This window comes from Mesorhizobium comanense (genome assembly GCF_005503535.1).
Taxonomy (GTDB): Bacteria; Pseudomonadota; Alphaproteobacteria; order Rhizobiales; family Rhizobiaceae; genus Mesorhizobium; species Mesorhizobium comanense.
Map to the genome: position 1 here is coordinate 1 of NZ_SCNN01000027.1, position 18,559 is coordinate 18,559.

General features: G+C 62.5%; 21 protein-coding genes. 13 read left to right on the plus strand and 8 right to left on the minus strand.

Going from position 1 to position 18,559, the window contains the following annotated elements; genetic code table 11:
- Positions 1-473 precede the first annotated feature (473 nt).
- Positions 474-1,460 (plus strand): NRAMP family divalent metal transporter, encoded by a 987-nt coding sequence (locus FFS37_RS30145; RefSeq protein ID WP_137934609.1) that lies wholly within the window; start codon positions 474-476, stop codon positions 1,458-1,460.
- 426 nt (positions 1,461-1,886) lie between these two features.
- On the opposite strand, the gene FFS37_RS30150 is transcribed toward FFS37_RS30145, so the two are convergent.
- Positions 1,887-2,465, minus strand: coding sequence for an NUDIX domain-containing protein (locus FFS37_RS30150; RefSeq protein ID WP_137934610.1), 579 nt, complete (start codon positions 2,463-2,465; stop codon positions 1,887-1,889).
- Positions 2,466-2,618: 153 nt separating this feature from the next.
- Between FFS37_RS30150 and FFS37_RS30155 the strand changes: the two genes are divergently transcribed.
- The 4 genes from FFS37_RS30155 (at position 2,619) to FFS37_RS30170 (ending at position 4,855) form a co-directional block, all read left to right on the plus strand.
- The gene (locus tag FFS37_RS30155; protein ID WP_137934611.1) at positions 2,619-3,722 is read left to right on the plus strand and encodes an NADH:flavin oxidoreductase/NADH oxidase; all 1,104 of its coding nucleotides are present in this window, start codon (positions 2,619-2,621) and stop codon (positions 3,720-3,722) included.
- A gap of 119 nt (positions 3,723-3,841) precedes the next feature.
- Positions 3,842-4,159, plus strand: coding sequence for an SH3 domain-containing protein (locus FFS37_RS30160; protein WP_137934612.1), 318 nt, complete (start codon positions 3,842-3,844; stop codon positions 4,157-4,159).
- Between the two features lie 132 nt (positions 4,160-4,291).
- Positions 4,292-4,585, plus strand: a complete 294-nt coding sequence (locus FFS37_RS30165; RefSeq protein WP_137934675.1) for a DUF982 domain-containing protein — start codon at positions 4,292-4,294, stop codon at positions 4,583-4,585.
- 30 nt (positions 4,586-4,615) lie between these two features.
- Positions 4,616-4,855 carry a DUF2188 domain-containing protein gene (locus tag FFS37_RS30170; protein WP_013895802.1) on the plus strand — a complete coding sequence of 80 codons (240 nt, stop codon included), beginning with the start codon at positions 4,616-4,618 and terminating at the stop codon, positions 4,853-4,855.
- 69 nt (positions 4,856-4,924) lie between these two features.
- On the opposite strand, the gene FFS37_RS30175 is transcribed toward FFS37_RS30170, so the two are convergent.
- The 3 genes from FFS37_RS30175 to wrbA form a co-directional block, all read right to left on the minus strand.
- On the minus strand, positions 4,925-5,203 hold the full coding sequence (locus tag FFS37_RS30175; RefSeq protein ID WP_137934613.1) for a hypothetical protein: 279 nt from the start codon (positions 5,201-5,203) through the stop codon (positions 4,925-4,927).
- A 55-nt stretch (positions 5,204-5,258) separates the two neighbouring features.
- Positions 5,259-6,263 carry an alpha/beta fold hydrolase gene (locus tag FFS37_RS30180; RefSeq protein WP_137934614.1) on the minus strand — a complete coding sequence of 335 codons (1,005 nt, stop codon included), beginning with the start codon at positions 6,261-6,263 and terminating at the stop codon, positions 5,259-5,261.
- A 143-nt stretch (positions 6,264-6,406) separates the two neighbouring features.
- The gene (gene wrbA, locus FFS37_RS30185; protein ID WP_137934615.1) at positions 6,407-7,006 is read right to left on the minus strand and encodes an NAD(P)H:quinone oxidoreductase type IV; all 600 of its coding nucleotides are present in this window, start codon (positions 7,004-7,006) and stop codon (positions 6,407-6,409) included.
- 171 nt (positions 7,007-7,177) lie between these two features.
- Between wrbA and FFS37_RS30190 the strand changes: the two genes are divergently transcribed.
- From FFS37_RS30190 to FFS37_RS30215, 6 genes are all read left to right on the plus strand, one after another.
- The gene (locus tag FFS37_RS30190) at positions 7,178-7,921 is read left to right on the plus strand and encodes a competence/damage-inducible protein A (protein ID WP_137934616.1); all 744 of its coding nucleotides are present in this window, start codon (positions 7,178-7,180) and stop codon (positions 7,919-7,921) included.
- An 80-nt stretch (positions 7,922-8,001) separates the two neighbouring features.
- Positions 8,002-8,835 carry a universal stress protein gene (locus FFS37_RS30195; protein ID WP_137934617.1) on the plus strand — a complete coding sequence of 278 codons (834 nt, stop codon included), beginning with the start codon at positions 8,002-8,004 and terminating at the stop codon, positions 8,833-8,835.
- A 115-nt stretch (positions 8,836-8,950) separates the two neighbouring features.
- A complete protein-coding gene (gene gpt, locus FFS37_RS30200; RefSeq protein ID WP_137934618.1) occupies positions 8,951-9,451 on the plus strand; it encodes a xanthine phosphoribosyltransferase in 501 nt (166 codons plus the stop codon).
- Between the two features lie 204 nt (positions 9,452-9,655).
- The gene (locus tag FFS37_RS30205) at positions 9,656-10,144 is read left to right on the plus strand and encodes an NUDIX hydrolase (RefSeq protein ID WP_137934619.1); all 489 of its coding nucleotides are present in this window, start codon (positions 9,656-9,658) and stop codon (positions 10,142-10,144) included.
- Between the two features lie 112 nt (positions 10,145-10,256).
- The gene (locus FFS37_RS30210) at positions 10,257-10,568 is read left to right on the plus strand and encodes a PilZ domain-containing protein (RefSeq protein WP_137934620.1); all 312 of its coding nucleotides are present in this window, start codon (positions 10,257-10,259) and stop codon (positions 10,566-10,568) included.
- Positions 10,569-11,229: 661 nt separating this feature from the next.
- Positions 11,230-15,012 (plus strand): vitamin B12-dependent ribonucleotide reductase, encoded by a 3,783-nt coding sequence (locus FFS37_RS30215; protein ID WP_137934621.1) that lies wholly within the window; start codon positions 11,230-11,232, stop codon positions 15,010-15,012.
- Between the two features lie 167 nt (positions 15,013-15,179).
- On the opposite strand, the gene FFS37_RS30220 is transcribed toward FFS37_RS30215, so the two are convergent.
- Entirely contained in the window at positions 15,180-15,407 is a 228-nt protein-coding gene (locus FFS37_RS30220; RefSeq protein WP_137934622.1) for a hypothetical protein, read from the minus strand.
- A gap of 238 nt (positions 15,408-15,645) precedes the next feature.
- Positions 15,646-16,095 (minus strand): lysozyme inhibitor LprI family protein, encoded by a 450-nt coding sequence (locus FFS37_RS30225; protein WP_137934623.1) that lies wholly within the window; start codon positions 16,093-16,095, stop codon positions 15,646-15,648.
- Positions 16,096-16,359: 264 nt separating this feature from the next.
- On the opposite strand from FFS37_RS30225, the gene FFS37_RS30230 reads away from it, so the two are divergent.
- Together FFS37_RS30230 and FFS37_RS30235 are read left to right on the plus strand one after the other, a co-directional pair.
- On the plus strand, positions 16,360-16,728 hold the full coding sequence (locus FFS37_RS30230; RefSeq protein WP_137934624.1) for a VOC family protein: 369 nt from the start codon (positions 16,360-16,362) through the stop codon (positions 16,726-16,728).
- Positions 16,729-16,876: 148 nt separating this feature from the next.
- Entirely contained in the window at positions 16,877-17,065 is a 189-nt protein-coding gene (locus FFS37_RS30235) for a hypothetical protein (protein WP_137934625.1), read from the plus strand.
- A 36-nt stretch (positions 17,066-17,101) separates the two neighbouring features.
- On the opposite strand, the gene FFS37_RS30240 is transcribed toward FFS37_RS30235, so the two are convergent.
- Complete coding sequence (locus tag FFS37_RS30240; RefSeq protein WP_137934626.1) at positions 17,102-18,058, minus strand: magnesium transporter CorA family protein; 957 nt, start codon at positions 18,056-18,058, stop codon at positions 17,102-17,104.
- 96 nt (positions 18,059-18,154) lie between these two features.
- The gene (locus tag FFS37_RS30245) at positions 18,155-18,454 is read right to left on the minus strand and encodes a Sec-independent protein translocase subunit TatA/TatB (protein ID WP_171026482.1); all 300 of its coding nucleotides are present in this window, start codon (positions 18,452-18,454) and stop codon (positions 18,155-18,157) included.
- Positions 18,455-18,559 lie beyond the last annotated feature (105 nt).

Sequence of the window (18,559 nt, forward strand, 5' to 3'; positions counted from 1 at the left end):
GGGAGAAATCCATCGCTTCTGCAGAAGCCTGGATATACGTCGCCCACATTCGCCTGCTCACACGCAGGCTCGCAAGAGCTTGATATCAAACCATTCTTTTTGATTCAGGCTCTAAGGGCGGCCCGTGTGAGGCTTTGGAGCAGCGACGAGCAAATGGACCTGTATTGGCGGTCGCAAAGGATACGATTTCGAGAACCTAGGAGGCTAGGCGGTCCTGTTGTTCGACGCACTTGCGGGCTGGTCTGAGCATTGATGCAGATTGGAAATGGCACGTACAATGTGACTTCTCTCGGAACGAATCCGGATCTTTCGCATTGCGTGTTCGGCACAACATTAGATTAGACTGATATCGGCGCTGCGGTAGTTTCGGTGGTCTTGGGTGAGTTAGGCTCAGGGCGCCAGGAAAGAGACTGTGCAGTGACCTTCAGACGATCAGCACGCGCGATTGATCGATCTCTTGAGAGGGGCTTGTGATGACAGAGATCCTAAAAAAGGACTCGGCTGAAACCGTCAAACAGCCAGGGACGCCCAAGCTGTTGCAAATACTTGGTCCGGGCTTGATTACAGGTGCCTCGGACGATGATCCAAGCGGCATCGCAACGTATTCTCAAGTCGGTGCCCAGTTCGGCTACGGCATGGGGTGGGTCATGCTGTTCAGTTGGCCCCTTATGTGCGCCATCCAGGAGATCAGCGCCAGGATCGGCCGTGTCACCGGTCGAGGCATCGCGGGCAACCTGCGAAAGTACTATCCAGCCGGCGTGGGCATTTCGATCGTGTCGCTGCTCATGGTCGCCAATATCATCAACATCGGCGCCGACCTGGGTGCAATGGGAGCTGCGCTAAAACTGATCATTGGCGGGCCACAGTTGCTGTACGTCGCCGCGTTTGGCATCGTCACCGTCCTGCTTGAAATCTTCTCTCGTTACTCGCGCTATGTGTCGGTACTGAAGTGGCTCACACTGTCGCTTCTGGCTTATGTCGCCGTGGCCTTCGTTGCGAAGGTCCCCTGGGCGACGGTCGGCTACAATCTGATTGTTCCGCACATCAGCCTTGACGGCCAATACATCACTTCTGTCGTGGCCATCCTTGGGACGACGATCAGCCCCTATCTTTTCTTCTGGCAAGCTGGACAGGAGGTGGAGGAGGTTAAGGAGCGCGATGAGGCCTCGCCGCTCAAAGTCGCTCCCGAACAGGCACCAGAAGAATTGACGCGTATCCGCATCGATACATATTTTGGGATGGCCATTTCCAACACCGTTGCCCTCTTTATTATCGTGACCACCGCGGCGACGCTGAACGCCAACGGCGTGACCGACATTCAGACATCATCGCAGGCGGCTGAAGCGCTTCGACCGATCGCCGGCCAGTTTGCGTTCTTCGTCTTTGCGCTTGGAATTATTGGAACAGGCTTTAAAACCTGCAAGCAGGCGGCATGGCGTCCTGATCGTCACCAACCATAGTCTACGCCAATGGATCGACAGATCGACGCGTCAAAAGCTTTCTTTTGAGGACTTGATCGCGCGGTTGTCCTCGATCGCGAACACAGTTCTTTTAAACACCAGCGGTGCGATCGAGGTGCGTTGTGTCGGTATCGATGCCGCTTGGGCTGTCTAGCTGTAGATTCCGGCCTTTCCTCGATGATCGGCCATGCCACCGGTTAGATTCAGGTCCTATGGCCTTTCGGATGCGGAAACAGCCGTAGTTTTGGCGCGAAGTTTACACGAAATCCCTCACATAGCTGGATATAAAAGTCAAATATACAAATAATTTCAACATCATATCATCAGACGCATCTGGCTTAAAATCCCTCGATCTCTGATCGCACGGGTTCGATTCCCGTCGTCCGCACCAAGGCAGCCAGGCCCCCCGATAGAGGCGACAATCCATCAAGCACGCATCGGGTGCAGCTTCAGGTGCTGGATCAGGATGATCGTCTTGGCGTCGATGATGCGGCCGTCGGCGATGCCGGCCAGCGCTTCGTCCAGCGGCATCTCCAGGACCTCGATGTCCTCCCCCTCCTCCGGCGCGCCGCCACCGGCCGAGATGCGGTCGGCGGGCGAATAGCGGGCGATGAAGAACCACAGGCGCTCGGTCACGCTGCCCGGGCTCATATAGGGCGAAAACAGCCGCTCCACGGTATTCAGCCGGTAGCCGAGCTCTTCTTCCGCTTCCTTGCGGATGGCCGTCTCGGGGTCGTTCTGGTCCAGCAGACCGGCACAGGCCTCGATCAGCGGTTCGCGGTGGCCGGTGACATAGGCGGGATAGCGGAACTGGCGCACCAGAAGCACCGTCTGGCGCCGGGGATCGTAAGGCAGGATCACCGCGCCGTCGCCGCGATCATAGGTCTGGCGGATCTGCGTTTCCCACTGACCGTCGCGCCGCCGATAGTCGAGGACGGTCTTCTTCAGGATCGCCCAGTCGTCGGACAGGACTTCCTCCGAGCGGATGCGGATGCGGTCTTCCATGATGGTCTCCATGCTGCCGGATCGAGGCGTAGCCGCCGGGCGGCATTTGCGCAATGCCGGCAATTGGTCCAGAAAAGCCCCTCACCGCCTCGTGTCTGGCGCGCTCTCGACCCATTGCCTAGAGAGGCGCCCTGTCCCTCCGGAGCCCGTTTCATGACTGCATCGCTTTTCCAGCCGATCATCCTCGACGGCCTCACCTTTCCCAACCGCATCGCAGTGGCGCCGATGTGCCAGTATTCGGCCGATGATGGCTCGGCCAGCGACTGGCACCTCTACCACTGGATGAACCTCGCAATGTCGGGAGCCGGAATGGTGACGGTCGAGATGACCGATGTCGAGCGGCGCGGCCGCATCACGCACGGGTGCCTCGGCCTCTACTCCGAAGACAATGAGGCCGCTGCACGGCGGGCTCTGGACGCCGCCAGGCGGGTCGCGGCACCCGGCACGAGGTTCGGAACGCAGCTGGCGCATGCCGGTCGCAAGGCCTCGAACCGCAAGCCCTGGGAGGGCGGCGGGCCGCTGCAGCCGGACGAAGACCCCTGGCAGACCGTCTCGGCCTCGGCGATCGCCTACGACACCGGCTGGAACGTGCCGCGCGCTCTGGAAGAAGAGGAGATCCTGGGGCTTGTCCAGCGGTTCGCCGAGGCCGCGAAGCGGGCCGAACGCGCCGGCTTCGACTTCATCGAACTGCATGCCGCACATGGCTACCTGATCTTCCAGTTCCTGTCGCCGCTGTCCAACCAGCGCACCGACCGCTGGGGCGGCTCACTGGAAAACCGGATGCGTCTCGTCGTCGAAATCGCCAGAGCGGTGAAGAAGGCGGCGCCGAAGCTGATGCTCGGCGCGCGGCTGTCCGTGAAGGACTGGGTCGATGGCGGATTCGACGTCGAGGATGCGATCGAGGTGGCCAAAGCGCTGAAGGCTGAGGGTGTCGCCTATCTCTGCTGCTCCAGCGGCGGCAATTCCCCGTTGCAGAAACTGCCCACCGGCCCCGGTTACCAGGTGCATCTGGCGGAAGCCGTGCGCAAGGGCGCCGGCATCCCGACCCGGGCGGTGGGGCTGATCGATGATCCGAAGCAGGCCGAAGCTGTCATCGCCGAGGGCCGCGCCGACATGGTCGCCCTGGCTCGCGCCTTTCTGGCCGACCCGCGCTGGGGCTGGCGGGCAGCCGCCACGTTCAGCGAGAAGATCCATCCGGCGCCGCAGCTGGCCCGCTCGGTCACGACCATGGAGCATTGGATGAAGGCGGCCGGCTGATAGGCCTCCGCCCTTCACCGCAAGCGATGGCGATCCGCCACAGCCTCGCTTCAATTTTCCCGCCAAGATGTTACCTTGGGTAAGGCCGCAGTGGGCGCGGCCGGGCTTGGGAGAGAAAAATGCTGTTCAGGACAGTTTTGACGGCTGCCGCGCTGACCGCGGCGGCCGGCCTATGGATCGGAGCATCGACGCCGGCCGGCGCGCAATATTGCGAGGGGACGGTGCATGGCCTGTCGGGCCGCTACAATCTGGCGACCGGCAGCGGCTTCCTCGCCGTCCGGACGCAGCCGAACTCGTCATCGCGGATGATCGGCCAGTTGTTCAACGGCGACCACACCGAGATCTTCGACCGTCGCGGCAACTGGTACCAGGTTGAAATCGGCGGTGCGACCGGCTGGGCGAATGCGCGCTGGCTGCGCAACGATTGCGGCTACTAAGGTTCGAGCCGGCTTCTGGGCCGGGGACGTCCATCAGACAGGCAACCGAGGCTGTTCGCGGGCGCGACGCGACCATTGGGCGCAGGTCGGGAGCCACGTTTGCAACCAATTTGGCTGCTTTGCGTTGCCGCCATGATGGACAACAAACCCTTTGAAACGCCGGTCGTGGTCGAACTTGGCCATGTCGGCAAATATCGTCATATCCGCAGCACCCAGGAAGCAGCGGAGTGCCTGATGACGGTGTGGCCGCTCAATCGCGGCCCGCGCCATCGTGATGCTCTCGACACTTGCCTCAAAGTGCTGGAAGGTTATCGTTCGACGGCGGAAGCGCGCCGGGCATTGATCGAGGCCGCAAGGGAATCGGAAGTGCTGGTGCCTGACGACAGACTACCGGCCGAACGGCTGCCCGACGACCGGCTGCATTGAGCAGGTGGACCTTTCAACCGGAGGTTTTTGATGGCGAAGCTGACTTACAAGATCGTCGAACATGACGGCGGCTGGGCCTACAAGGTCGGCGCGACCTTCTCGGAGACATTTCCCACCCACCAGGACGCACTGCGTGCAGCCGAAATCGCTTCGGCGGAGCAGCAGGTCGCTGGATCGACGGACGGTATCCAATATGAGGACGCCGAAGGCAAATGGCATGAGGAGCTGGCCGATGGCCGCGACCGGCCACAGACCGAGGTTTCCGACTGATCGCTATGACGCCGGCCGCGGACACCAGGAGAGATGGTGTCCGGCGACCGGACGTGAGCCTGCGGCTCGCTACTTGCCGCAGTACTGATCGTTGACATTGCCCTGGGCGTTCGCATCAGGGCCTGGCGTGTTGTAGGCACACGGGCCGGCCGCGCCGGTATTGCCAAGGGTGTTCAACCCCGAACCATCGATGCTGCCCGTATGGCTCTGATCGACACCTGAGGAATCCTCATTGCCGAACAGCGACCAATTGTGATGGTTGCGGTACGAGGCGTCCGACGACTGCGCCATCGCCGAGGTGGCGAGACCGATCGTCAGAACCGATGCCGCGAAAAGTTTCTTGTACATTGAATTACTCCGTGTCTTGGGCCGCCTTGGGTGCGGCACGAAGTAAACCCGGCGGTCAGCCGGTTGGTTCATTGAATTTGTCGTGAGGCGGCCTTGATGGAAAGGCCCGGGACGCAATCCGCTCGATGAAATCGACGATGCGCTTCGGCTCGGCGAATTGCGGCATATGACCGATACCGTCGACGGCTTCGAAATCGAGAGCCCCGATCTTGCCTTGCATCGGCGCACCATGGACATGGAAGTCGAGGACGCGGTCGGCCGTGCCGAAAAGGATGCCGGCGGGCATGGCGATCTCGCCATAGCGCTGCTCGATTCGGCCAAGGTCCCGTTCTATCGCCACGACATCGGCAGAGGTGGCCTGGAAATGGGCCGGCCTTAGCCCCAGCCATCCGCCGCCTGCGGTCATATAGTCGGCCGGCAGCGTTTGTGGCGCGAAGATGAATTCCATTGTCGGGCGCGCGTAGCGCAGGCTCATGGGGATCGCAACGGTGTGAGCCATGATCCAGCGCAACGGACGCGAAGGGATATTGAGCAAACCGGTCTTTTCGCGCATGCCGGCTTCCAGATGCGTCAAGGGCGCCAGCAATGCGATGCCTGAAATCGCATCGGGATGCTCGACGGCCAGGGTCAGCGTGATGGCGCCGCCCAGCGAGTGTCCCACCACAAGGGGCCGCTCCAGCCCAAGGGTCTCGATGAAGCGCCGCACCAGTTGTGCCTGTTCGGGCAAGCGACCGGTGGCGCCGGCGGCGCGAACCGAATAGCCAGATCCCGGGCGGTCGAGCGCGATCAGCCGATAACCCGGTCCGAAGCGCCCGAAAATCGTGTGCCGGAAATGATGGAGCTGCGCGCCAAGCCCGTGCACGAAGACGATCGGCCTGCCCTCGCCCTCATCGACATAATGGATGCGGTTGCCGTCGATCTCGATGAATTTTCCGACCGGCGGAACCAGTCTCGTCGCTTTCGCCGCGATCCAAAACGTCGCCAGCACCAGACAGGCGACTGCAAGGGTTACCACCAGCAAGAGTATGGCCAGCAACCACGACACGACGGACAGAAGCATTTTTCACCCGGACCTCGACAGGCTGAACTTAGCCGCATGGGATCATGCCGCAACCTTGAATCGAAACGGGCGGCTCCAGAACCGCCCGTTCTTCATCGATTTCCCGGTGCACACCGCCGGCCGAGCCCGGCACGGCGGAACAATCAGCCGTGCAGCTTGGCAGTGATCTCGGCGACGCGCTTACCCTGGAATTTCGCGCCCTCGAGTTCCTGAGCCGAAGGCTGGCGCGACCCGTCGCCATCGCTGGTCGTTGTCATGCCGTAGGGAGCGCCGCCGCGCACCACGTCGTTGCCCATCTGGCCCTGATAGGCATAGGAAAGCGGAACGATGATCATGCCGTGGTGCTGCAACATCGCCTGGGTGCTCAAAAGAGCGAGTTCGGCGCCGCCATGCTGGGTCGCCGTCGAAACCATGACCGATCCGACCTTGTTGACGAGGGCACCCTTGGCCCACAGAGGCCCGGTCTGGTCGAAGAAGTTCTTCAGCTGCGAAGCCATGGCTCCATAGCGCGTCGAGGCACCGACGATGATCGCGTCATAGTCGCCCAGTTCGAGCGGATCGGCGATCGGCGCTTCCTGGTCGAGCTTGTAGTAGGCAGCCTTGGCCACCGCCTCGGGCACCAGTTCGGCGACGCGCTTGATGGTGACTTGCGCGCCGGCCTCGCGAGCGCCTTCGGCCGCGGCCTTGGCCATCTGCTCCATGTGGCCCCAGCTCGAATAATAGAGAACAAGTACCTTCGCCATTTCCGTCTCCTCGATGATTGCCGGGAACCGCCCGGCCTTGGGCGATCTATCTAGAGGGCCGAACGTTCAATGGATATCTCACATCTGGGCACAGATTGTTCACAGTTCGGCCGGCATTGCCGATGACGCCGCGCCGCGCTATCTCAGGCGACCGTCCCTCCGGAGCCTTCCATGCCAGAAATCGTCACCGCCGCCATGCTCGTCATAGGCGATGAGATCCTGTCCGGCCGCACCAAGGACAGGAATATCGGCCATCTCGCCGACATCATGACCGCGATCGGCATCGACCTGAAGGAAGTGCGCATCGTTCCCGACGAAGAGGACGAGATCGTAGCGGCCGTGAACGCCGTGCGGGCCCGCTACACCTACGTCTTCACCACCGGCGGCATCGGCCCGACGCATGACGACATAACGGCGGATTCGATTGCCAAGGCATTCGGCGTGCCCTGCGAATACGACGCCAGGGCCTATGCGATGCTGGAGGCCAGCTACGCCGCGCGCGGCATCGACTATACCGAGGCCCGCAAGCGCATGGCGCGCATGCCGCGCGGTGCCGACCACATCGACAACCCCGTGTCGGTCGCACCCGGTTTCCGCATCGGCAATGTCCACGTCATGGCCGGCGTGCCCTCGATCTTCCAGGCCATGCTCGACAATGTCGTGCCGACCCTGAAGACCGGCACCAAAATGCTGTCGGCGACGGTGCATTGTCCATTCGGCGAGGGCCTTGTCGGCGGACCGCTGGGCGAGATCCAGAAGACACATCCGGACACGATCATCGGCTCCTATCCGAAATATGGCGACGGCAAGTTCTGGACCGAACTTGTGGTGCGCGCCCGCAGCCAGGAGGCGCTGGACGCCGCCCGCGCTGACGTCGAGGCAATGGTGGCGGGTTTCGCCGCCAGCGCGAGCTGAGCACTTCGGACCGGAACCAAGCGCTACGCCCCGACGTTTCACCCGCGCGGGTGCCAACGCCCGCGAATTGAGGGATCACCATGCGCTTCAAGACCATCGTTGCCATTCTGCAGAACGAGCAGGACGCCGAGCGCGTGCTCGACTGCGCCATTCCGCTCGCCAGCCGCTTTCAAAGCCACCTGATCGGCATTCACGCCGAGGCGCTTCCGGTGCCCTACACGTCCGCGACCGGCTTTCCGGATACCGAATTCCTGCAGGTGTCGGCCGACATGAACCGGGAGCGGGCCGACAAGCTGCAAGCCGCGTTCCTCAAGCGCATAGAGGACTCCGGCCTCTCCTTCGAGTGGCGCAGCCTGGAGAGCTTTTCCGGCGACAGCGCGCTGACCGGCATTTCGAGCGTGCGCGCCGCCGATCTCATCATCGCAGCCCAGCGCGAGGCCGGCGGCGACCCCAGCGCCGATGTCGATTCGCTTGTCTATGATGCCGGCCGCCCGGTACTGGTGGTGCCGCATGCCGGTCCCTTCGTGACCACTTTCAAACGCGTGTTGCTGGCGTGGAACGGCAGCAAGGAGGCCGCCCGTGCCGCCTTTGACGCCCTGCCCTTCATAATCGAGGCTGAAAAGACCGACATCCTTGTCATCGATCCGCCCGACACGCTCGACGAAAGCCCCGAGGCATCCGGCGCGGAGATCGCGTCCGCCTTGTCGCGCCACGGCGCGAACGTCAGCGTCTCGGTGCAGAAATCGGGCGGCACCTCCGTAGACGACATTATCCAGAACAGGGTCGTAGAGAGCGGCGCCGATCTTCTGGTGCTTGGCGCCTACAGCCACTCCTGGCTGCGCCAGCTTCTGTTCGGCGGCGTGACGCGCACGGTGTTGCGAACGGCACAGGTGGCTGTTTTCCTGTCGCGGTAAGTCCACAGCGATCGCCAGCCCCCGCCCTTGCCAAAGCGTAGGGTTTCCAGTTAATTCCGCGCGCATTCCCCTGTTTCTTGCACGCGGCTCTCGCGTGCCGTGGAGTGCGCGAGACATGTCCCTTCCCGAAAAAGCCTTCCCGGTCTCCTGGGACCAGTTTCATCGCGACGCCCGCGCGCTTGCCTGGCGGCTTGCCGGCACGAACAAGGGACAATGGAAGGCGATCGTCTGCATCACGCGCGGCGGCTTGGTTCCCGCGGCAATCATCTCGCGCGAACTCGGTATCCGCATCATCGAAACCGTCAGCGTGGCCTCCTATCACGACTACACCAGCCAGGGGCAGTTGCAGGTGCTCAAGGAAGTGACGCCGGCGCTGCTGGCCGATGACGGCGCCGGCGTGCTGATCATCGACGACCTTACCGACACGGGCAAGACCGCCGGCATCGTGCGGGCCATGATGCCCAAGGCCCACTTCGCCACCGTCTACGCCAAACCCAAGGGCCGGCCGCTGGTCGACACCTTCGTGACCGAGGTCAGCCAGGACACCTGGATCTATTTCCCGTGGGATATGGGCTTCACCTACCAGAAGCCGATCGCCGACGACCACGCCGGCTGAGCGACAAACATTTTTCTCAATTGAGCCGTGATCGGCGGCAATATTTGCTCGCACCGGCGGCTTGGCGGGCAAGATATCCTGTACAATCGAGCTTTGTTGACGGGAATCGGCCAGCCCGACCGAAGTTTTTACTTTTATTGCTGACAATTCGCCGTAGGATTCATGAGGCGGCAAAACGATTCTGGGCTTGGGCTAGCTTCTTCGATGTTGACGAGGCCAACGACGCACAACCATCTGGCTGAAAGGGTCCGGCGACTCTTCGGCACCGCGCCGTGCCGCCTTCAGGTTGCCGCCCTGCCCTGGCGCGAGTCCGAAAACGGCGTCGAGGTCATGCTGATCACCAGCCGCGATACAGGCCGCTGGGTGTTGCCGAAGGGCTGGCCGGAAGCACGGGAGCCGCTTTGCGAGGCAGCGGCGCGCGAGGCCGGCGAGGAAGCCGGGTTGCGCGGAAACGTTTCCCATATCGAGGCCGGTCGTTATTTCTATGCCAAGGTGCTGGCTTCCGGCGAGGAAGTGCCCTGTGAGGTGCTGGTGTTTCCGCTGCATGTCGGCAAGATCGCCGACCGCTGGAAGGAAAAGCACTGCCGCACCCGCAAATGGGTCTCTTCCAGCGAAGCCGTGCGCATGGTCCATGAACCAGACCTTTGCCAGATCATCGCCTATTTCTGCGCCGACCCCCGGAGATTTTCCTAACCCGCCGCCCTTCATCGCGTGCATTGCGGCAGATTCACAACCCTGTGATGTGTCGCATGAATGGTTTGATAATTTTTCTTCGCTAGGAATCGGCCAACCTGGCGTTTGATCGATGGCGAATCCTGTAAACCCAACTCAACAAGATCCGGCGGAGCCTCAACGCGAGCATCGCCCGCGCGTGCTCAAGGGCGGAACAATCATCACCGGGATTCAGAACTCGGAGGTCGGTGTTCTGCTGCGCAACCAGCATGCGGGCGGCGCCGAACTGAAGGTACCGCTCGAGGCCAGGGTTCCCGACCGCTTCCTGCTTTACGTACCCGTCGACGGCATCGCTTACCGGTGCGAGGTCCGCTGGCGCCGCAACGACCGGGTCGGCGTCCAGTTCACCGGCACGGAACCAAAGCCGAAGATGCATTACGGCTGACCGCGCGTTTTCGGCGCAGGTTTTGAGCCAGGATGCCTGTGCCCGGCGGCGGTTCTCGATTGCCGGCCGCGCCGGCGCCGCCGGCAATGGCAGTTCCGACTGACCGGTTCTATCCCCGTTATCCACATATGTGACACACAAGATGTTGGGGTCACAAAAGCTACGCAAACGAATCCTTGACGGCTCGAAACGAGTCGCCTTTTATAGGCCATGTGCTCCTGTTGAGAGCGCGACCGGAAAGTTCTGAGCCCGGTCTTTTTCCCGGATTATGTGCGTTTTTGCTCGCATTTCCGCCTGTTTACGAGGCCGGCGGAAGCGTTGGGATTGTGGGTGGTGGGGCGACGAAAGGGAGAATTGTCGGACTGGAATAAATTGTCTGTTAACACTATATTTAGTGTTTGCAGGTAGGTTCGACGCTAGATAGTGTGAATTTCCCTCCGGTGAGGGAATCGAAAAATTCAGTTTCGAAAGGACCCGCGGGGTCGGCAGGCAGCCTGGACAAACGCCCGGCAAGGCGTTTCGTCGTGTGCGTGGCCGAAACCGCGAAGAGGAGATGCCGGCGTCGTTCGCGCTGCCGGCAAACGGCGGACTGCGCTTTTCGCCTTGGGGGGCAGCAATCTCCTGACGGAAGCGCTATATATAGACAAAAGGGACAGGACCAATGCGCATCGAGCGTCGTTTCACCAAGCCGGGGCAATCCGCTTATGCCGAGATTGAATTCCGCAAGGCGCTTTCCGAGATCAAGAATCCGGATGGCTCTGTGGTGTTCCGACTCGACAACATCGATGTGCCGGCGCAGTTCTCCCAGGTCGCTGCCGACATCCTGGCGCAGAAATATTTCCGCAAGGCCGGCGTCCCCGCGCGGCTGAAGAAGGTCGAGGAAAACGACGTTCCCTCCTTCCTGTGGCGCTCCGTGGCCGACGAGGCCGAGCTTGCCAAATTGCCCGAGGCTGAACGCTATGGTTCCGAGATCGATGCCCGCCAGGTCTTCGACCGGCTCTCCGGCACCTGGACCTATTGGGGCTGGAAGGGCGGCTACTTCAAGTCGGAGGAAGACGCGCGCGCTTTCCGTGACGAACTCGCCTATATGCTCGCCACCCAGCGCGTCGCGCCGAATTCGCCGCAATGGTTCAACACTGGGTTGCATTGGGCTTACGGCATCGACGGCCCGAGCCAGGGTCACTTCTATGTCGACCCATTCACCGGCAAGCTGACCAAGTCGAAATCCTCCTACGAACATCCGCAGCCGCATGCCTGCTTCATCCAGGGCGTGCAGGACGACCTCGTCAACGAGGGCGGCATCATGGACCTGTGGGTGCGTGAAGCGCGCCTGTTCAAATATGGCTCCGGCACCGGCTCCAACTTCTCGCTGCTGCGCGGCGAAGGCGAAAAGCTGTCCGGCGGCGGCCGCTCGTCGGGCCTGATGAGCTTCCTCAAGATCGGCGACCGCGCGGCGGGCGCCATCAAGTCGGGCGGCACGACGCGCCGCGCCGCCAAAATGGTCATCGTCGACGCCGATCACCCCGATATCGAGGAATTCATCGACTGGAAGGTCAATGAAGAGCAGAAGGTCGCCTCGCTGGTGACCGGCTCCAAGATCGTCAAGAAGCATCTCGAACTGATCATGAAGGCCTGCGTTAATTGCGAAGGCCATGATGACGATTGCTTCGACCCCGCCATCAACACGGCGCTGAAGCGCGAGATCAAGGCGGCCAAGAAGAGCGCGGTGCCGGAAAACTACATCTACCGCGTCATCCAGTTCGCCAAGCAGGGCTACACGTCGATGTCGTTCAAGACCTACGACACCGACTGGGATTCGGATGCCTACCTCACCGTTTCGGGCCAGAACTCCAACAATTCGGTGTCGCTGAAGGACAATTTCCTACGCGCCGTCGAGCAGGACGCCGACTGGCACCTGACCGCCCGCAAGGACGGCAAGGTCCTGAAGACGCTGAAGGCCCGGGATCTCTGGGAAAAGATCGGTTACGCGGCCTGGGCTTCCGCCGATCCGGGCCTGCATTTCAACACGACGATGAACGACTGGCACACCTGCGCTTCCGCCGGTGCGATCCGGGCGTCCAACCCGTGCTCGGAATACATGTTCCTCGACGACACGGCCTGCAATTTGGCCTCCATCAATCTGCTGCCCTACCGCAACGCCGACGGCACGATCGACATCGCGGCTTACGAACACACGGTGCGGCTGTGGACCGTCGTTCTCGAAATCTCGGTCATGATGGCGCAGTTCCCGTCGAAGGAGATCGCCAAGCTCTCTTACGACTACCGCACGCTCGGCCTTGGCTACGCCAATATCGGCGGCCTGCTGATGACCTCGGGCATCCCCTATGATTCCGACGAGGGCCGCGCCATCTGCGCCGCGCTCACCGCCATCATGACCGGCGTCGCCTATGCCACGTCGGCGGAGATGGCGTCTGAACTCGGCGCCTTCGCAGACTACGACCGCAACGCGCAGAACATGCTGCGCGTCATGCGCAACCACCGCCGCGCCGCCTATGGCGACAAGGACGGCTACGAGAAGCTCGCCGTCAATCCGGTGCCGCTGGTTGCGTCCGACCTCAAGCAGCAGGCGCTTGCCGAGCATGCGAAAGCCGCCTGGGACCGCGCCATCGAGCTCGGCGAGGAACATGGCTACCGCAACGCACAGGCGACCGTGATCGCGCCGACCGGCACGATCGGCCTCGTCATGGATTGCGACACCACCGGCATCGAGCCCGACTTCGCCCTGGTGAAGTTCAAGAAGCTCGCCGGCGGCGGCTACTTCAAGATCATCAACCGCGCCGTGCCGGAAGCGCTGCGCACGCTGGGCTATTCCGAAAGCCAGATCGCCGAGATCGAGGCTTACGCCGTCGGCCACGGCAATCTCAACCAGGCGCCCGGCATCAATCCCGGCTCGCTCAAGGCCAAGGGCTTTTCCGATGAGAAGATCGCGGCGCTGAATGCCGCGCTGAAGTCCGCCTTCGACATCAAGTTCGTCTTCAACCAGTGGACGCTCGGCGCCGACTGGGTGAAGGAGACCTTCGGCTTCACCGACGAGCAGCTCAACGATTTCTCGTTCGAGATGCTGCCGGCGATGGGCTTCTCCAGGAAGGACATCGAGGCCGCCAACATCCATGTCTGCGGCGCCATGACGCTGGAAGGCGCACCCTTCCTCAAGGCCGAGCACCTCCCCGTGTTCGACTGCGCCAGCCCGTGCGGCAAGATCGGCAAGCGCTCGCTTTCGATCAACAGCCACATCCAGATGATGGCGGCGGCGCAGCCCTTCATCTCGGGCGCCATTTCCAAGACCATCAACATGCCCAACGACGCGACGGTGGAGGACGCCAAGAACGCCTACATGCTGTCGTGGAAGCTGGCGCTGAAGGCCAACGCGCTCTACCGCGACGGCTCCAAGCTGTCGCAGCCGCTCAATGCCTCGCTGCTCGCCGATGGCGAGGAGGACGAGGACGAGGCGGTCGAGCAGTTGGTCGCCGCCCCGCAGGCGGCGCGCGCGGCGCAGATCACCGAGCGCATCGTCGAGCGCATCATCGAGCGTGTGTCGCGCGAGCAGGAGAAGCTGCCCGGCCGCCGCAAGGGTTATACCCAGAAGGCCAAGATCGGCGGCAACACCATCTTCCTGCGCACCGGCGAATATGATGACGGCCGCCTCGGCGAGATCTTCATCGACATGAACAAGGAAGGCGCCACGCTGCGCGGCCTTCTCAACAACTTCGCCATCGCGATCTCGCTCGGCCTGCAGTACGGCGTGCCGCTCGACGAATATGTGCATGCCTTCACCTTCACCAAGTTCGAGCCGGCCGGCATGGTGATCGGCAACGATGCCATCAAGAGCGCGACGTCGATCCTCGACTACGTGTTCCGCGAACTCGCGATCTCCTATCTCGGCCGCAACGACCTCGCCCATGTCGACCAGTCGGACTTCTCCAACACCGCGCTTGGCCGCGGCATCAGCGAAGGCAAGACCGACGCCGTCTCCAAGGGCCTGACCCGCGGTTCGCCGGTGAAGCTGGTTTCCAGGGCAAGCGGCAGCGAGCCGAAGGGCTTTGCCGGCGGCACCGCCGCAACCCCTGCCCGCTCGGCGCCATCGGCCTTCTCCGGCTCGAACGTGCTGGCGCTGAAGCCGGCCAGCGACGAGGCGGTCGCCTACAAGCGCGACTATGAGGAGCGCGCCAAGGAGCTGGCGGAGGACATCGCCTTCGAGGAAGCGGCCTCCGAAGCCTCCACCGACGCCACTTCGGCCCTCTTCACCGACGCCGCGGCCAGCGAAGCGGCCGAAGCGAAGAAACTCGCCGCCGACCGCCGCGCCAAGTCGCTGCTGCAGGGCTACACCGGCAATTCCTGCTCCGAGTGCCAGAACTTCACGATGGTGCGCAACGGGACTTGCGAAAAATGCGACACCTGCGGCGCCACGAGCGGGTGCAGCTGAGCGAAAACTTGGTCATGGTGCGGAGGACAACATGGTTTGTCCTCCCGCGCCCTGATCCGCAGGCCTAGTCTGACAGTGCCCCAATCATTCCGCTGAATTTGCTCCTCACCGCGAGGAGGGCAACACCGGAACTGCCGCGCGAGATACGCTCAAGTACGGCGATCAAATCAGTTGTTGCTTTGATTGCTGTGGCTCTTGACCCTTGCGGTCTTCACGGAGTTTGGAGCGGCTGGCTTCGCTTTGCGCTTGACGCAACCCTTCCCGGGATTCTTGCCCAACTTGCAATCGATGCCCTTGAGGGGAGCTCCCGCGCTCGCCGGAGCGGTCATGTTCAAGGCAAGTCCTGACGCGAGCAGAGCAGCGCCCAGAATGACAGTAACGCGACCATAGGTCATCGAGATCCTCCCGCCACATGCATTTCTTGGACCAACGCACTACAGGCAATCAGCTCTGCGCCATCGCGCAGGCCGGGCCGATGCCGGCTTCGGCATTTCAAGGAAGTTGATACGCCACTGTAGTCTGGGATGAAATATCTATTGCGGAGAGTTGCCGGCCCAAGGCTTCAACACTTCGGGAACAAGACCTTGGGCGCCAGCAGTGTGCGGTGCCATCCCAAGCCAATGCCCTGCTCCCTCACTCGTCAATTGCCATGACCCGAACATACCCCTCCAGCAGGAGCGCGCGATCGCGGACGAGGTTGGTGGCGTCGGATGCCTGCATGGGGACATACATCGTGCCCTGGCGGGTTTCATAAAGCGCGTTCCGCGCCTTCGCCTCGGCGTCGCGGAAGGCCAGCCAGGCGCGTTGTGACAGGCGCAGCTGTTGCGCCGCCTCGCGCGGCAACTCGCGCATCAGCGTGGCGTAGGCCGCGTTCATCCGGCGGTCGTAGTCGTCGGATGCCGTCGCCTCGCATCCGGTCTGCCCCGCGGTCGAGCCGTTGGCGGGGTCGTTCAGGCAGCGGTCCAGCGTCTCGCCCGTAGGGTCTTTGAGGGCCGAAGCCTCCGGCTTCGCGGGCGCCGCGAGCGTCAAAAGACAAGCCAGCGCCCCGAAGGTGAGCAGACGTCTGGTGCTGATGTCCTGCATATCCACTCCGTGGGCGACGCCACGCGCATTTACGTGCTGGCAAAATCCACCCCTTTGGTTGTGAAGGCAATATGCATTCGACGCATCGAGGCTTCGGTGCCGTTGAGTGATTGCCTGCACAAATCCGGCCGCCGATCCAGCCCGCCTCGCAACCTGCCTCGACACGGCCAAGAGCAAGGCGTTAAGGGACTGGGTCCCGGCGCAGACCGAGGACATTCGAAAGCAGGAAGGCCGCAAGATTTCGGGCGTTTCCGGAGAGGCAACATGATCGACCACATCACCATCGCCGTCAGCGACCTGGCGAGAAGCAAGCTTTTCTACGAACGCGCCTTCGCGCCGCTGGGATACGGCCTCGCTTTCGGAAAGGAGGACGTGTTCTGGGCTTTCGACGCCGGCGCCGGCAGCCTGTTCGAGATCCAGCAGGCGGAGGAAAAGCCGCCGCTGACGCATCTGCATGTGGCCTTCCGCGTCGACAGCCGGGCGGAGGTCGATGCGTTCTATCGTGCGGCCCTTGAAGCGGGCGCCTCGGACAATGGCGCGCCCGGCCCGCGTCCGGACTATGGCGCGGATTACTATGCCTGCTTCGTGCTCGACCCGGACGGCTACAACATCGAGGCGATGATCAACGCGTAGCTTCTCTGCCCGCCCCCATTTGCGGCGTAAGGCAAGCCGTCTTCTCCCGCCCAACCACGGTTCGGATCGGATTGCAGAAGCGTAATTTGACGGCTCAACCGTTCGGCTTAAGGTGGGAGCATTCGCGGACAGCAGTCGGGAGATCAGCTTGAGCAACGAGACCGACGACGAAAACGACATCGTGAACCAGCTTGCCTATGTCAGGGCCGATCCGACCCAGCACGACACGCTGACGCTTCTGACCATGATCGACGCCGCGATCGCCGAGATCATGGCCCTGAGAACGCAGCTGCGGCTTAGCGACGAACGCAACGGCCGGGGCGGCCAGCTACGGTAGATCGCCGGGACCGCGCGCCGCGCGGGAGCCGATGGTTCAGAACCAGCCCCGCCATTTGAACCATACCAGCGGAATGATGGCGCTGAGCACGATCATCGCCAGTCCGTAGGGATAGCCATAGGCCCAGTCATATTCAGGCATGCCCTTGAAGTTCATGCCATAGATGCCGGCGATCAGCGTTGGAGGAATGCCGACGATCGACACGATGGTGAGTATCTTGAAGATGTCGTTCTGCGCGATGCCGATCAGGCCGACCATGGCGTCGAGCATGAACTGCACCTTGTCGGCGAGGTGGACCTCGTAGTCATCAAGGGACGCCACATCCTCCTTGAGGCCGGTCAGGCGCTGCGCCATCTGCGCGGCATTCCAGTCCGCGGTCATGCGCGATGCGAAATCGATGGCGCGGCCCAGCGCCAGCAGGATGTCGCGCTTTTCCGAAAGATGGTCGCCAAGCCTGCCGACATGACGCAGTTGAGCGCGAATGACCCGGTTCGAACGGATCGCCTTGCGGCCGCCGCTGTCCGGAACGTGGAAGGCCGTCGCGGACAGGGTTCGCAACTCCGTCGCCGACTGCTCGAGGCTGTCGGCAAGGTGATCGACGATCTCCTCGCAGAGCTCGACAAAGACCTCGAGGCCGGAGCCCGGGCGTCCGGCAGGATCGGCGAAGCGTCCAGCGACCGTGTCGAAGGCCGTCAAGGCCGCGAAGCGGACGGTGACCAGACGTTCGCGCGACAGCACGAACCCCACCGGCGCGAACTGCGGTGCGTCGCCCTCGACATGCGTGACCATGGGCACGCTCATGGTCAGCACGTCTTCGCGAGTCTTGAGCCGGCTGGAGCTTTCGATCTCGCTCAGGCTTGCACGGCTCGGCATGGCAACGCCGGTCAGCTTCTCAACCTCGGCGAGTTCGGCCGGTTCGGGATTGCAGAGATCGATCCAGATCGGCCGCGCTTTCGCCGCCGGGGTCTTGCTTTGCGGATAGGCGGTGAGCATAGCGCTAGGCTCCGACGAGCAGCAGCGCGATCGGCACGCCACGGTCAAGCAAGGTGAACACACCCTGCCCCGGTTTCAACAGCCCACCGGAACCGCTCATGAGGCAGCGGTCCGGGCATCCTGGCCGCGCTCCTTCGCGACCTCCGTTGTGCCGGCGTCCTGCGTCACGCTGCTTCCGGCGTTCCTGAGTTTGGCGCGGGTGTCTTCCAGATCGAGCTCTTTCTCGGCCTCCCGCATGGCGTCGTCGAACTGCCTGCGGAAATCGCCGACGTACCGGTTGACCGTCTTCATCGTGGCGCCGAGCGAGCGCATGACGTTCGGAAGCTCCCCCGGTCCGAAGACGACCATCGCCACCACGAAGATCACGACGAGATGATCCCAGCCAAGTCCGAACATAGCCATATCCCAAGGCGCCTCTATGGCACCGTGACAACGCCCGCCCGATCACCTCGATCGGCGGTGCGAGATGTCAGATCATAGCGCCGCGCCCGCGCCGATCCA

What these genes read in the sequence shown, in the direction of transcription:
- FFS37_RS30145 (WP_137934609.1), top strand. Translation starts at nt 474, where the DNA reads ATGACAGAGATCCTAAAAAAGGACTCGGCTGAAACCGTCAAACAGCCA.
- FFS37_RS30150 (WP_137934610.1), bottom strand. Translation starts at nt 2,465, where the DNA reads ATGGAAGACCGCATCCGCATCCGCTCGGAGGAAGTCCTGTCCGACGAC.
- FFS37_RS30155 (WP_137934611.1), top strand. Translation starts at nt 2,619, where the DNA reads ATGACTGCATCGCTTTTCCAGCCGATCATCCTCGACGGCCTCACCTTT.
- FFS37_RS30160 (WP_137934612.1), top strand. Translation starts at nt 3,842, where the DNA reads ATGCTGTTCAGGACAGTTTTGACGGCTGCCGCGCTGACCGCGGCGGCC.
- FFS37_RS30165 (WP_137934675.1), top strand. Translation starts at nt 4,292, where the DNA reads ATGATGGACAACAAACCCTTTGAAACGCCGGTCGTGGTCGAACTTGGC.
- FFS37_RS30170 (WP_013895802.1), top strand. Translation starts at nt 4,616, where the DNA reads ATGGCGAAGCTGACTTACAAGATCGTCGAACATGACGGCGGCTGGGCC.
- FFS37_RS30175 (WP_137934613.1), bottom strand. Translation starts at nt 5,203, where the DNA reads ATGTACAAGAAACTTTTCGCGGCATCGGTTCTGACGATCGGTCTCGCC.
- FFS37_RS30180 (WP_137934614.1), bottom strand. Translation starts at nt 6,263, where the DNA reads ATGCTTCTGTCCGTCGTGTCGTGGTTGCTGGCCATACTCTTGCTGGTG.
- wrbA (WP_137934615.1), bottom strand. Translation starts at nt 7,006, where the DNA reads ATGGCGAAGGTACTTGTTCTCTATTATTCGAGCTGGGGCCACATGGAG.
- FFS37_RS30190 (WP_137934616.1), top strand. Translation starts at nt 7,178, where the DNA reads ATGCCAGAAATCGTCACCGCCGCCATGCTCGTCATAGGCGATGAGATC.
- FFS37_RS30195 (WP_137934617.1), top strand. Translation starts at nt 8,002, where the DNA reads ATGCGCTTCAAGACCATCGTTGCCATTCTGCAGAACGAGCAGGACGCC.
- gpt (WP_137934618.1), top strand. Translation starts at nt 8,951, where the DNA reads ATGTCCCTTCCCGAAAAAGCCTTCCCGGTCTCCTGGGACCAGTTTCAT.
- FFS37_RS30205 (WP_137934619.1), top strand. Translation starts at nt 9,656, where the DNA reads ATGTTGACGAGGCCAACGACGCACAACCATCTGGCTGAAAGGGTCCGG.
- FFS37_RS30210 (WP_137934620.1), top strand. Translation starts at nt 10,257, where the DNA reads ATGGCGAATCCTGTAAACCCAACTCAACAAGATCCGGCGGAGCCTCAA.
- FFS37_RS30215 (WP_137934621.1), top strand. Translation starts at nt 11,230, where the DNA reads ATGCGCATCGAGCGTCGTTTCACCAAGCCGGGGCAATCCGCTTATGCC.
- FFS37_RS30220 (WP_137934622.1), bottom strand. Translation starts at nt 15,407, where the DNA reads ATGACCTATGGTCGCGTTACTGTCATTCTGGGCGCTGCTCTGCTCGCG.
- FFS37_RS30225 (WP_137934623.1), bottom strand. Translation starts at nt 16,095, where the DNA reads ATGCAGGACATCAGCACCAGACGTCTGCTCACCTTCGGGGCGCTGGCT.
- FFS37_RS30230 (WP_137934624.1), top strand. Translation starts at nt 16,360, where the DNA reads ATGATCGACCACATCACCATCGCCGTCAGCGACCTGGCGAGAAGCAAG.
- FFS37_RS30240 (WP_137934626.1), bottom strand. Translation starts at nt 18,058, where the DNA reads ATGCTCACCGCCTATCCGCAAAGCAAGACCCCGGCGGCGAAAGCGCGG.
- FFS37_RS30245 (WP_171026482.1), bottom strand. Translation starts at nt 18,454, where the DNA reads ATGTTCGGACTTGGCTGGGATCATCTCGTCGTGATCTTCGTGGTGGCG.